We start from the raw sequence: 13,659 nt of genomic DNA on the forward strand, positions 1-13,659 counted from the left end.
ACTTTCGGCGTTTTTACTTAATTATTCTCTCATGGAAGTGACAACAAAGGGTTAACGTGATGTAAATGAATAGCATAGGTATTTGCTGGTTGTTCTTGCCAAATATAAGCAATGGTTCGTGTCAGCAACCGCAACATTCCCCTAACACGCTGGAAGGTACTTAGGGTTGAGAGTTTATCTGTAAGTAAATCCATCAACGCCGGATGGAAAGGAAAACCATTGCGAAAATCAGCTATTCTATCTGCATTCACCCGTTCAATTGGTAAATCACCACGGTGGGTTATCCATAATTGTTCGTAATTACGAATTACTTCCTGGACTGCATTCTCATCAATGTAAGAAAATAATCGGCGACGCAAAACCTGTACAGTTTCTTGTTCTGTCGTTGGGTTTAAAAGTGTAGCTACTCGCCCTGCAACTTTAGTAGCTTCATCAAGTTTTTCTGCTACGAACTCATTTTCTTGAGAATAAGCATCTGTGGCTTTTCCTTCTTTACCAACTGCTAAAGTGAAAACTACACAAGCATTTGCTGAAGAACTCACAGCTTTAAATAAAGCAGTTAGAAAAGGCGTAAGTTGGTCTTGTTCTTTTCTTCCTTTAATTTTACGTAAGTATATAGATAATTCATCTAATAAAATTAATACTGGTTCATTACCAAATAACTCTTGAATTGTAGCCGCCCCTGGTGCAACTTTTTCGGTATCGCTGTTACGTACTTTCTCGTATCCAGCTACCCCAGCTAATCCATAAGCCAGTTCTCCCCAAGGGGTGTAAGCTCTCAAACCATCACCCAGAGGTCTACCATTTACCGGATCTGCATTTTCTCCATCAAAAGCAGCTAATCTCACCCTGGTCTTGGGGACGAGTTCAGCCTCAATAAATTCCTGAACATTCTCTACGCCTTGCATTCCGTGTGCAGCGTGAGTCAGCGCAATCAAACTATGAGTCTTACCACCACCATACTGAGTATCCAAACGCAACACGGCAGAACCGCCCACGCCTTGCAGCCTTTGACAAACAGTTTTTAATAATGCTTTTAACCCTTGGGTGGGATGAGTATTGGCAAAGAATTTATCGGGTAAAGCATACTCTGGTGGTGCTGTACCATTAATGACCTGAGCCAAATCTGCTGCAAAATCAGACTCTCGAATATTCCCTTTCAATATGTCAGGGCGAGGGCTACAAATTTCAAATAAGGTTTTCATTACATTCGTTTTCTTCGCTAGTCTTAAAAACTGCACGGCAAAACTGCGATCGCTGCCGTCAAAGTTGCGATCACTCATGTTGAAATCAAGTCATACTTGCTTAATTTCAACTGTTTATTTTTCCAAAACTAATAGACGAATACTTCGCCAATAATGCGGCCGCATTATTGGCTATATAATAACTATGATAATTAGGTATTACCTATGTAAAAACACCGTATTTTGACTAAAATCACCCTTTATGTATAGATTTTATGGAATGATAAAATTATTTCTAAACTTACATAAATGGCGATTTTATAAGCTGAATTTTTTGGATTTAGCAGCAACCTCGCAATCCTGTTGGACAGTAACACTTCTTAAAAGTCTTCTTATAAATAACTTTTACAACAAAGTAAAGAATTGTATTTTTATATTGCTTAAATCTAAATTCTCAACTCAGCAGCAAAAAATATATCAACAGTGCGGATAGAAATCCAACAAAATACGGTAGTGTTTGGAAACTAAGCTTTAACTTCAATATGATAAGCGTTTCAGCATCTACACAATTTTGAGTAGCGATCGCCTGGAGAAAATTCACAATCAATCTTCCTGGGAAACTGAAGCTTGTTCTTTAGCTACAGCCTCAGCAATAACCTGCCGTAGCCACTCAGAACGGTTTGGTTTGTTACGCACGTAAGTATCTAATTCCTCTGGCAGCAGTACAGAGATAGGTTTTGCACCAGATTTTACTCCTACTCCTTTTGATTGAAAGCGAGTAGCAATATCGTTTCTTTCCATAGTAATTAGCCTTTTGCTATAAGCCTATCTTAGCAAATCCCGTATATATATGGCAATACATTAATTATTTTAATCATTCAACAGGTCAAAAATCTTGATATACCCATATATATATGGGATAATTAAAGAGTGAGAGATAGGAAATGGAGTGCCAAAAAGACTCCCGGCAACGGAACCGATACCGAAGCATAAAGCCCAAGAGCGTAGTGCCAAATCCAAAACTCTTACATACACAACAGAAAAAGCACCCCCGACGACCAATCTAACGGTGCTTTTTCTGATTTCTAATCAATAAGAGGATTGTAACACATGAATTTGTTTTCTAACACCCTCATATTTCACTCAGAAATAGAAGCGCAATTAGTAGCCGAGCAAGTTTACAACTGCACGTTAGATAAAAACATTCTCACATACCCTATTCAAGAACAACGGGCAGTAAATTTAGCAATCAGTCTAGCTCAAGTTAATTTACCAATAAATGAAGGTGAAAGCTGCTTGCTCCCCTTCCCACAACATGAACGAGAATGTCAAGATGAAGATTCACCACAAATTTATGTAGCTTGTTTATCTGCATACAACAATGGCAAGCTACACGGAATGTGGATTGACTGTACACAAGATGCAGAAGAAATTCAAGAAGATATCGAATGGATGTTATCTTGGTCGCCCTGTCGTAATTATGAAGCTTGTGAAGAATGGGCAATTCACGATTTTCAAAACTGGCATGGTATTCACCTTGATGAGTACGAAGACATCAATAAATTAGCTGAACTTGCTCAAATTTTATCAGAGCATGGCGCAGCCTACGCCGCTTATTATCAACATGACAGTAGTGAAGCCAGCGTAGAAGATTTTCAAGACCATTATTGGGGTGAGTACAAAAACGAAGAAGATTTTGTTTATGACCAACTCGAACAACAGGGATTGATTAAAACCTTAGAAGATATGGGTGTTCCTAGCTTCTACCTCGATTTAGAAGCCATAGCCCGCGATTGGTTCATAGATTCTTACTATTCAGTAGATGAGAGTTACAACAAAATCTATGTTTTCAGTCGCTACTAATTAATAAAAAATGACCGGAGGTAATTTTAGTCACCTCTGGTCATTTTTTATCGGATATAATTTTCATCGTTAATTTATCTAATAACCTAAAAAATCAGGGCATATCTCACTTTTACATCCATAGGGATGAATTGCACATATTAGCTGATTATCTCCATAAAATTCGCCATCATAATTAATACATCCTTTGCAGCTTGAACAAGTAAAATAATCATCTTCATCATATTCTTCATCTTCATATCCTCTTAAGGTTTCCCCGCAGTTAGGACAAATATTTATCTCTCTACCGTTATCTTCTATTAAACAGGTTTCAATGAATAAATCACCTCTAAAATATGGGTAGCTACAATTATGATTTTCTATGCGTGCTGCTTCATAATACGGATCAATCTCCCAGAATTGTTGAGGAGCAGTTCTATACGGAATCCCTGATAAATCTCCGGGAATCCAAAGTTTACCACTGTGATAAATGCGTGTATTAAAAACTGAATCATCATGTGAAAGATTTTCTAAATTGCATCTACTTTTTGCTTCTACATAATTAAAAGTACGATGAACTACTCTAATAACAGTTTTCCATATTGGTGATACTTGTATTACTAAATACTCACTCTCTCCAAATTCAGGGTTATGTTCTAACGCCACACTTTCTTGTAAAAATTGAAAATCTTCTGCGGTATCCATCTCTACCTATAGAATTATTCAAGAATTTAGCAATCAAGAACAAGCTTTACTAATTGATGAAGTCAGTAAGGGTAGTTGCTAACTACCCGATTACCTTAAACATCAATACTGAAACTAGGCTGACTAATTAACGCTTACGGTTGGATTTTTTTGAAGATGATTCTTTGATGTAATCACTAGGAATCACCACTGTTTCTTTATCCAATCGCAAAAAGTAACAGTAACTTGTGGTATTGGGACAGGCGATCGCAGAAGGGAAGTTAACCCCCAAAGCGAAACCCAAAGATATAAAAATACCAAACGCTCCCAAATAAAATAACCAACCTGACCACCCTGAAGTAATCCATCGCGCAATATGAATGAGATTGACTCTAAATTGCTGCGATCGCTGACTACGTAGTTTTGCTTGTTTTTGTTCAGCTTCAATCCACTGCTGAGATTTACTCAGTTTATTCAAAGCTATTTCTACGGCTCGACGTTGGGCGACTTGTTCAACAGTTTTCCGTGCCTCAACCTCAATCGTGTATTTCTCATCAGCTATTCGGATGTTGACCCATTCTCCGATGTCGGCGGCAAGCTCATTAAAGGCGGCTGCGGCGGGAATGCTGGGGAAGTCGGCTTTTTTCCCATGACCCTAGCTTTAAATGCTTCTCTTAGTTTCTGCCACTCCTGTTGAAATTGAGATGATTTCATTTCCTCAACTAAGGACTGCAAATACAATTTGGGCAACCCAGCCATATCACCCTTGGCCTTCTGCCTCACCATCTCCCGAATTAACTCTCGCTCTTCTACACCCAATAAAGCTGTAGTGTCTCCTAGCTCTTCCAGAAGCTGATCTGTATCTATGTCTCCTTCTGGTGTGGAGTCATTGGTACTTAACCCAAAATGTTGAGCCACATCCTCAAAGGATTTATGTTGTTTTTTAATTAAATCGCAAGCCTCAAGGAAGCGATCGCACTCAGGCTGAGAATATTCATCCTGTTCTGGTAGTCCACAGGCTTGTAATACTTGCATTGTTTCTAACAGGGTCAATTTAAACCCTTTATCACGGGCTTTAGCTAGTAACTCGGTAATATCTAACGGTTTAATCTTCCTTTTCTTCTTACCTTCTGGAGCTTCATTTTCTGGTGCAGTGGATGTAGTAGATGTATCAGAGTGCTGTTGTTTGACTAACTCAACTGCTTGTTGAAAATCGACCGCCGCAATTTCTTCATCGCCATACTCCTCTTTATCTACAGGCAACCCGCAAACTTCCAGAGTTGCACTCACATCTTCTGCTGATAAAGCATACATATTCTGTAAGGCCTCTTTTGTATAAGGCATATTACCCCTCACTAATTAAATAATCCTTCAAAAGTGCCGTCATCTTCGTGATGTATTAACTGCTCTAAATCTGACTGCGAAGTATCAGAAGATACTTCAGGAGCAGTTGATGGTTGCAAATCAATATCAACCTTTGGTGTTTTGGTCACTGGCGCAATTGGTTTTGTACTTGTGGCTGGTTGTAAGACAACATCTTCTAGATCCAGCCCAAAACTTTCAGCTAGATAACTAATATGCAACTTCAAACGATAAACAGCGTTCTTGGCGCACTGCTTTAATTCCTCTTCTGAACACCCTGCATTCCTCATGGCAAACGGTAGCCAATAGGGAACAAGGGCAGAAAACACTTTATCTCTCTCGGTAAAAGCTAAAGTTTCCTTGGTTTTGAGAAAGTTGACCAGGGCTTTATTAGATTCTTGGGCTTCCAAGGCAATACGGCATCGGTACTCAATTGGCTTATCCATTGGCAGTACCTACCTGTACTTTATTCTGCTTCATACTGCTACCGCATAGGTAGAAAAATAATCCATAAACGTCGGTGAGTCGGTATTGCAGGGAATTGGCAGCAACTTGAGAGAAGTTATTGGTGATTTGTGATTCTAAATGGTCACACCAGTTAACCGTTGTTGCAGAAAACAGATTATTTAGTTGAGAGCGAAAGTAGTAAGCAGTACCGCCCCCAATAATCACTTCATTGACATCGCGGGGAACTTGCAACTTCAACCAATTGGACAACATCATCCAATATTCCTTTCTGCCGTTAGTTACAGCAGTTCTAATCGTGGTTAATTCATGCTCTTTGTAAGCGGCATCTACAGCTGCCAACCCTTCTAAGGCTTTAGGATTAATATTTCGTCCCGCCTTACAAATCGCCGCCGTTAACTGATGGGCATTTAAGCCGGAGGTTTGCGCCATTACGGATTCAATCATTTTGGAGAATCCCAAAGGTTCTGTTTTCCCCTTGCTCATTTCCCCACGTTCAATCAACAGGATAGAAGTGTCTCTGTATCCGAGCATGATCACAGCAATAGTCTGGTCTTTGATACTAGAGCCAGGGGCGCGGCCTCTAGTCAGGATACCACCACCTTCTGGAAGACACATAAAAGCATCGACTGCAAAGGATTTAGAATGTCCTTTGAACTTATAGCCAGCTAGTGCCTTAGTGATTAACTCCTGAAATAAAGCCCTATCTTGGTATTCTCCCCACGGAAGCAGGATACCTAATCTGATAGACGAGTTATTCGGTAAATCATGTTTAGAAGCGATCGCTCCCACCATCGCCAAAACTTTAGGTAAAGCTAGTTCAAACTTGCGGCGTTGCAGTTGCAAATCTGCATTAAAGCGTTTCCTCGCTAAGAAGCCCACAGCTTGAAAATTGTTTTGATATTCAATCCAAGCACTGTTTTCAGGAGAAGAACTACCCACCTTACTTTGTTCATAGGCTTGTAAACTTTCTAGAGGGACTGTAGCGACTTCCGGCTCCATCAAAATAAGTTCTGGTTTAAAGCTTTCCAAGGTGTAAAAACATTTGAGAAACGAACCACCCGGATCTACTGCCAGTGTTAATGGGTTCATAAAATTTGATGACTCAGTAGATAAAATTCTTGGTAGCAAAACAAATCAGTGCGCTATGCCAGATTTATGTAAAATCTATGGTAAACTCTGGTAATTTTCATGTTTATACTATGTGAAAATCATGTCATTTTCATGGGAACTCTAAGTTTCTTAACATGAAAGTTATGTGAAATCCTTGGTAAAACTATGGCAAATTCATGTCAGATTGATGTGCAAACCATGTAAGTTTTAAAAATTTGAATCCTCGCACAGTACGCAAAATTTTTTTGCCAGAAAAAAGCAGTTGTTTTAAAATTTAGTTGGGCAGAAAAATTCTGTATTAACTAATATAAAGTTTTGAATTACAAAATACTACATCAAGTAAATGCTTCGCTTTTGAAGACCCAAGCGCATCAAATGATGTCGATGTGCTTCTGGGAGAATAGCTATTACTGGAGTAGTCAACCCCCTGCTAAAAAACAATATTCTTCTGAGGTAGTGATTCGGGTAGCTGATTTTAAAACAGTCAGTTGGCTAGGTTTTAATTTTTGTAAATACCATGCTCAAGGAGTAAGAGTCTTTCAAGAATTACCAAACAATGAAAAATTCTTTTATGAGCTAAAGCCTAACTATTACACATCATTCAAAGTGTGGTGTGTTGATCATAAACACTTCTATAAGTTAGTAAGCGAACTCAACAATTATGCAGATATAAAACTTGAATTTATCATCAACAGTCCTCACCAAGTTCCTGAACTGTTTCAACCATTAAACCTAACTTTTTTTGAAAGGAGTGAGGGGTGTTAACAGGCAAAAACTCAGAACCACAGCAAGCAGTACATTACTTCATGGAAGGCTATTACCAAGAAGGTACTTCGCGCTGGTCTGGTAAGGGAGCTAAAAAACTTGGATTATCAGGAGCAGTTGATCATCAAGAGACATTTTCTAACATCGTCAATGGGCGATCGCCTGATGGCAGCCAAAACCTCTGTGCCAGAAAGTTAGACTCTTCACAACGACGAGCAGCAACAGACTTTACTTTCTCTGCACCGAAGAGTGTTAGTTTGCAAGCGTTGGTAGGTAAAGATGAACGGCTGATTACTGCCCATCAGTTAGCAGTGCAAAAAACCATTAAACTGATTGAAGAACGTTATAGCTACACCAGAGCCACAACCGAGAAAGGGCAAGAACTTCTCCCAACTAATAACCTAGTCATCGCCGAGTTTGACCACATTGAAACCAGGGAACTAGACCCGCATCTCCACACCCATGCTTTGGTCATGAATATGACGCAGCTTGAAACTGGTCAGTGGTACAGTCTTTTCAATGATGAAATTTTCAAAAATAAGAAATTTCTGGGCATGGTGTACCAGAACCACCTAGCTCTTGAGGTACAAAAACTAGGTTACGAGGTAAAAGCTTTAGAACACGGGCAGTTTGAGATTAAAGGCTTTCGAGATGAGGATTTAAGAGAGTTTTCTAAACGACGGCAACAGATACTCAACGCCGCAGGGGAAAACGCAACTTGGGCAGAGCGAGAAGCGGCTTGGACTGCCACCCGTAACATCAAGCAGAAAATCAACCCTACGGAATTGAAAGCCAAGTGGCGAGAGGAAGCAGCAGCACTGGGTGTCAAGTTTGTACAACTGCAAGAAGCGCAACCTTTGCAACAACCCCGGTTAGTCAGTTATGAGAATTTAGAGGAGGCGATCGCTCACTGTTCAGAAAGAAATGTAGCTTTCACCCAGGAAGATTTGGAGAAATTCATTCTTAATCAAGGTTTAGCTACGGATGTCAGCCAAATTGAGCCGCTAGTGCAAACCAATCCTGAATTACTCAGCCTATCTTCTCAAAAGCGCGACTTTACAACCTTGGCAGCAGTCAACCGGGAATTAGCAACCATTAAATTGATGCAGTCTGGACAAGGTAAAGTTAGCTCACTCGCACACCCGGAAGTAGTTGAAAACCATCTCCAAACAACTGCTTTGAACGCGGATCAGCGTCGAGCGGTACTGACCACAGCAACCACAACAGACCAATTTACAGCATGGCAGGGGGTAGCGGGTGCTGGTAAAACTTTCGCTCTCAAGGAATTGAAGGAAATTGCCACCACATCAGGCTACACCATCAAAGGCTTTGCCCCCAGTTCGATGGCCGCTAAAGTCTTGAGTCAAGAGTTAGATGTTCAAGCCCAGACTGTTGCTAGATTACTGGTGTCTGAACCACCCCTAGAGATTGAACCCAATCAAATTTGGGTGGTGGATGAAGCAGGGTTACTGAGTGCTAAAGATGCCCTTGCTCTTTTAGAACGGGCTGCCCTTGAGCAAGCCAGAGTTTTGTTAGTGGGAGATACAAAACAGTTATCAGCAGTAGAAGCTGGCAACCCGTTCAAGTCTCTGCAACAGGCGGGGATCAAAACCAGCTACCTAAACGAATCTAATAGGCAACGTGCGCCGAAGCTGAAATTGGCAGTAGACTTGATTGCTGATGGTCAAATTGAGGAAGGATTTAACCGTTTGGATGAAAACGGTTGCATCCAGAGTGTAACAGCACAATCCAAAATTGCGGCGATCGCCAGTGACTACATAACAGCCACACCCGAACAAAGAGCGCAAACCCTCGTATTAGCTGGAACCAATTTTGAGCGTTTGGCAATCACACAAGCGATTCGGGAGCATTTGAAATCTGAAGGCAGTTTAGGTACTGCGACCACCATCACCCAACTGCAAGCCAAAGACTTAACTTCAGTACAAATGCGCTACACCCATAACTTTGAACTGGGTGATATGGTCATGCCCACTCGCAGTTCCAAACGCCGGGGGTTGGAGAAAGGCCAGTTATATGAAGTGGTGGGTAAGGATAATGACCAACTAACCCTCAAAGGTAGTGATAGTAAAGACTTTCAGGTAGACACGGGATTTAGGAAAGCGGTTTACCACCGTCAAAATATTGAAATTGCCGAGGGCGATCGCCTACGCTGGACAAAAAACGATCGTCAATTAGGACGACGCAACGGTCAGGAGTTTGTAGTTAAAACCATTGCTGGTTTTAACGCTCAAATCGAGTATTTAGATAGTGGTCAAACTGAATTTATCAACCTACAACAAGCCCAACACCTGGATTATGCAACAGTCAGCACTACGTACAGCAGCCAGGGCAAAACGGCAGACCGAGTGCTGATAGGGGCGGATTACACTATTGGGCAAGAAAGCTTTTATGTTGCGGTTAGCCGTGCTAGGTATGAATTAAAACTATATACGGAAAATAAAGACGATTTACTAGCCTTGGCGCAGTCAAGTAGGGCTAAGGAAAATGCGCTGGCGCTACTACGGCAGAAAGAATTAGAGAAGCAACGCCAGTCAAAACTAGAGAAAGAAAAGGTTACATCTACTGCGATTGTAGCGAAGGAACCGCGAAGCCCAGGAGCGCAGGAGCGCAGGAGCGCAGGAGCGCAGGAGCAGGGGAGCAGGGGAGCAGAGGAGCAGAGGAGCGCAGGAGCAGAGGAGAAATCTTATACTAATTCTTCCCCTCTGCCCCCCAGCACCTCTGCCCCTCTGCCCAATTCCTCCCCTCTGCCCCCCAGCACCTCTGCCCCTCTACCTACTTTCACTCCCAAACCTGTTACTAAGAAACCAGTCCATAAAGCAGCACAGCCAAAGGTAGCATTTTGGACTCCAGATAAAATGGCTGAAGTGCCTGAACAGCTAGACTCCCAACACTGGCAAGAACTGGTATTTGGTAGTGCCATTCACCCTCTAATTGCTGCCTGTAACTTTAAAAGTCTGCACCAAACCAGAGATTGGGAGCATGAGGCTTGGGAATACCTCATGTACAGTGAGCATCTGCCACGCACGAATACAGGTAGGTTATCGTCGGGAATCATGAGTAAGTATACTCATATTGAAGATGGCGGCTGGTGGTGTGATGCTGGCGTTAATCCCAAGTCTTTTGCTAACTTACAGCCTGGGGATAAACCTGATAGAACATTGTGGGGATGCTACAAACCCAATAATCCTAGAGAAAAAGCTGATAAACCCGGCAAGTTCATTAAATATGAGCATCCACCCAAAACTGAACTTAGTATTTTCTTGCTTGATGTACCGGATGAGGTAGCAGACCGTATCTATGAAAAACATGGGGTACAGCCAAGCGACAGCGATCGCCTTAGTGGATTTTGGTATTGTGTTTGGAAACATAACCTCCCAGCCACGATCACGGAGGGAGCTAAGAAAGCAGCCAGTCTGTTAAGCCAAGGTCATGCTGCAATTGGACTACCCGGAATTTATGCTGGTTATCGCAGTAAGGATGAGCTAGGGGAAAAGGTGAAAGCTAGACTCATGGACGAGTTAGCTGTTTTCGCCACACCAGGGCGCGAGTGTACCTTCTGCTTTGATTACGAGACGCGACCCGAAACGAAGCAGAACATAGAGATTGCTATCTCACGCACTGGTAGGCTACTGGAAGAACAGGGGGCTAAGATCAAAGTGGTAACTTTGCCAGGGCCGGATAAGGGGGTTGATGATTTGATTGTGTCTCACGGGCCACTGGCATACGAGAAGGTATATTCCGAAGCATCAACCCTCAAAGCATGGCGAGATAACAATAATCAACAACGACATACCCCACCAGCCCCGCCCAAAAAATTGAGCGACTTTGAACGAAAACAACGACTTCAAGAGCGTTTTTCTGGTGAACTGACTCAATCAGCATTTAAGAAAGTAATTGATGGACTGACTGACCAAGAGCTACTGTATTTAGAACAAGCTGTTAAGGAATATTTTTCAGAGACAGTAGCACAAGTGCAGTCACCAATTGATAGGCAAACTATTGAAAGTCAAATTAGCCAGTTACAACAACAACTTGATAGCTTGTGGATAAAACACTCCCAACAAGAAAAAGCTATCAGAACGATGGAGCTTATTCCGCTTCATCAGTTGAGTAATAAGTATGAGTTAATGCTAAATCAGCAATTAGAGACTATCGGCACTATCAAAGAATTATTTACTCAGAAACAGCAATTAGAATCAGATGTATCACAATGGGAAATCCAGGCTCAAAAGCATGAAATCTGGAAGAGAGAACCAAAAACTATAGAGATGAGTACCATTTATAATTTACTCAAAACTCCTCAATTACAAGAGCGTTTAACAACCATTAAGGAGACACAAAAACAAAGAGAACGAGAAGTTAAAGCTAAATTGACTATTTCCCGTCAACCGTCTCCACAACCGAGACGAGGTTTTAGAAGATAAAGTTAGCGTCTGAGTTTTGATGATTGTGAATGAGTCGGTGCTTGGGGTTTCAAATAATTATGAACAACAGTTTCTATTTTGTTGAGAGATTCAACATCGCTTTCTGTTGCAGCAGTTGTTAAGTCACCTTCTACCATGACAGGTCTACCATCTTTAGTTGTAATCGAAAGATTATTACCCTGTTTATGAAAGTTAAAACTTTTACTTTCATAAGTCATTGAACCATCTGCATTTGTTTGACCAAAAAGACGCAGCATGGAGTCAACACTTTTAGCAATGGCTTTCCCTTTAGCCTCCATCACACTATTTGTTACCTTTTCATAGTTCTGCTTAACAGTATGATTGAGTGCAGAATTTATATCTCCAACAGCTTGAGTTACTTGCTTGTGAACTGTATTTACTTCTTCAGAAATTTTGCTACTAACAGCACCTAAAGCGCCTTGATGACGTTCTACACCCTGTTGAATTTCACTCTGTACAAGCCCCTTAACTTCACTAATACCAGTTTTGACAACATCGGCTTGTGTTTTTAAGTCATTCTTCATCGCCTCCATTTGAGATTGCATTTCAGTTTTTAAAGACTCAATCTGATTTTCTAGTTGAGCCTTAATTTTATCAATCTTTGGAGTCAATGCTGACTGAATTTGTGTCTTAATTTCCTCTATTTTTGGAGTTAAATTATATTTAACTTGTTCATACAAGCCTTGGGCAGATTTTTTGACATTAGTTTCGAGTTTACCTATCCAGTCTTTCAAAGATTGGTTCTGTACATGGGGAGTATTACGATTATTGACTGCCGTTAAACCTTTCTGTAACTGCTCAATTGTTCTCTGTTGTGTATCAAAAGCAGCCTTGAGGTTGTTAAATTCAGTTAATAGCGAGTTAATCTCTTCTGGAGATTTCTGTTGTTGATTACTGAAATTATCAATTACTTTCTGTTGTGATTCAACCTGTCGCTGTAAAGTATCAACTTGACTTTGCAAATCTTTGATAGTAGCTGGTGATTTCTGAGGAGATTTAGCGACATTCTTAGTTTGGCTAGTAGTTAAGTTTTGAGCCGTCTTAGTAGCTAATTCCAGCTTATCTGTTATGACTTTTCCGTCTTTGACATGAAAAGCCTTGTCCTTACCAATCATAATTCGGACAGAACCTTTCAGTTCTTGGGGAGAATTGATAGCCTTTTGCAACTGCTCTACTAAATCTGAATTGACCAGATTTATCGATACTTCCCCATGAGGCTTTCCTTTATACTGAAGTTCTCTACCTACAAAAATTGATATATCCTTATTGGCATCTGCTCCTTGAAATTGTCCTTTGTCCATAACTTTCTGCAAGATATCATTGAGGATTTCTAAATAATCTTGCTGTATCTGTTTACTCTCGGCTTTAATGTCATCCATGATTTTCTACCTGTAAAACAGAATTTAACAATACAGATGGTTCAATCACTAAATTTGGTAAAATTACACCACCCAACCGATTGAGGATTTCTTGACCTTCAACTTGGATATAAGCCCATTGGTCATCAATCTGCACAGCAATAGACTTTGTATTAAGGTCTAAATCATCTAGCCTATAGTCCTCTAATTCTCCATTGACAATAAACACATGAGGACTGGGGGTATTGCCGTAATAGATTTCAATCATTTCTGGGATATAGTTGTCTGGAAATGGCGGTTCATCCCAAAATTCAGCCGCGTTCATGATATCAATTCGATGTTCATTAGCTAAGGCCGCAATATCTAACGGTAGTTTAGCTAAAAGACCTAATTCATAATCGGAAAACTTATTCATCTTCT

11 protein-coding genes are annotated in these 13,659 nt (G+C 40.8%); 2 read left to right on the plus strand and 9 right to left on the minus strand.

Annotated features, from left to right (window positions below):
- Positions 1–29 precede the first annotated feature (29 nt).
- Together ACM5QX_RS25745 and ACM5QX_RS25750 are read right to left on the minus strand one after the other, a co-directional pair.
- Complete coding sequence (locus ACM5QX_RS25745; RefSeq protein WP_414756118.1) at positions 30–1,283, minus strand: DUF499 domain-containing protein; 1,254 nt, start codon at positions 1,281–1,283, stop codon at positions 30–32.
- Between the two features lie 504 nt (positions 1,284–1,787).
- Positions 1,788–1,985, minus strand: coding sequence for a hypothetical protein (locus ACM5QX_RS25750; protein ID WP_414756119.1), 198 nt, complete (start codon positions 1,983–1,985; stop codon positions 1,788–1,790).
- A gap of 309 nt (positions 1,986–2,294) precedes the next feature.
- Here ACM5QX_RS25750 and ACM5QX_RS25755 point away from each other — a divergent pair, with 309 nt between their 5' ends.
- Positions 2,295–3,047: an antirestriction protein ArdA gene (locus ACM5QX_RS25755; RefSeq protein ID WP_414756120.1), complete on the plus strand. Its 753-nt coding sequence runs from the start codon at positions 2,295–2,297 to the stop codon at positions 3,045–3,047.
- A gap of 78 nt (positions 3,048–3,125) precedes the next feature.
- Here the strand turns inward: ACM5QX_RS25755 and ACM5QX_RS25760 are convergent, their stop codons facing one another.
- The 5 genes from ACM5QX_RS25760 to ACM5QX_RS25780 all read right to left on the minus strand — a co-directional run bounded on the left by ACM5QX_RS25760 (position 3,126) and on the right by ACM5QX_RS25780 (position 6,629).
- Positions 3,126–3,731, minus strand: a complete 606-nt coding sequence (locus ACM5QX_RS25760) for a hypothetical protein (protein ID WP_414756121.1) — start codon at positions 3,729–3,731, stop codon at positions 3,126–3,128.
- Positions 3,732–3,858: 127 nt separating this feature from the next.
- The gene (locus tag ACM5QX_RS25765) at positions 3,859–4,188 is read right to left on the minus strand and encodes a hypothetical protein (RefSeq protein WP_414756122.1); all 330 of its coding nucleotides are present in this window, start codon (positions 4,186–4,188) and stop codon (positions 3,859–3,861) included.
- 80 nt (positions 4,189–4,268) lie between these two features.
- Positions 4,269–5,054, minus strand: coding sequence for a hypothetical protein (locus tag ACM5QX_RS25770; RefSeq protein ID WP_414756123.1), 786 nt, complete (start codon positions 5,052–5,054; stop codon positions 4,269–4,271).
- An 11-nt stretch (positions 5,055–5,065) separates the two neighbouring features.
- Positions 5,066–5,518, minus strand: a complete 453-nt coding sequence (locus ACM5QX_RS25775; RefSeq protein WP_414756124.1) for a hypothetical protein — start codon at positions 5,516–5,518, stop codon at positions 5,066–5,068.
- On the minus strand, positions 5,511–6,629 hold the full coding sequence (locus ACM5QX_RS25780; RefSeq protein WP_414756125.1) for a ParM/StbA family protein: 1,119 nt from the start codon (positions 6,627–6,629) through the stop codon (positions 5,511–5,513). Before ACM5QX_RS25780 ends, ACM5QX_RS25775 begins: the two co-directional genes overlap by 8 nt.
- Before the next feature lie 779 nt (positions 6,630–7,408).
- Between ACM5QX_RS25780 and mobF the strand changes: the two genes are divergently transcribed.
- Positions 7,409–11,860 (plus strand): MobF family relaxase, encoded by a 4,452-nt coding sequence (gene mobF, locus ACM5QX_RS25785; RefSeq protein ID WP_414756126.1) that lies wholly within the window; start codon positions 7,409–7,411, stop codon positions 11,858–11,860.
- A 2-nt stretch (positions 11,861–11,862) separates the two neighbouring features.
- Here the strand turns inward: mobF and ACM5QX_RS25790 are convergent, their stop codons facing one another.
- Both ACM5QX_RS25790 and ACM5QX_RS25795 read right to left on the minus strand, forming a co-directional pair.
- Positions 11,863–13,260: a hypothetical protein gene (locus tag ACM5QX_RS25790; RefSeq protein WP_414756127.1), complete on the minus strand. Its 1,398-nt coding sequence runs from the start codon at positions 13,258–13,260 to the stop codon at positions 11,863–11,865.
- Complete coding sequence (locus ACM5QX_RS25795) at positions 13,253–13,654, minus strand: hypothetical protein (protein WP_414756128.1); 402 nt, start codon at positions 13,652–13,654, stop codon at positions 13,253–13,255. The genes ACM5QX_RS25790 and ACM5QX_RS25795 overlap by 8 nt, the downstream gene beginning before the upstream one ends.
- Positions 13,655–13,659: the final 5 nt, after the last annotated feature.

This window comes from Anabaena sp. CCY 9910 (assembly GCF_963920875.1).
GTDB classification, from domain to species: domain Bacteria; phylum Cyanobacteriota; class Cyanobacteriia; order Cyanobacteriales; family Nostocaceae; genus Trichormus; species Trichormus variabilis.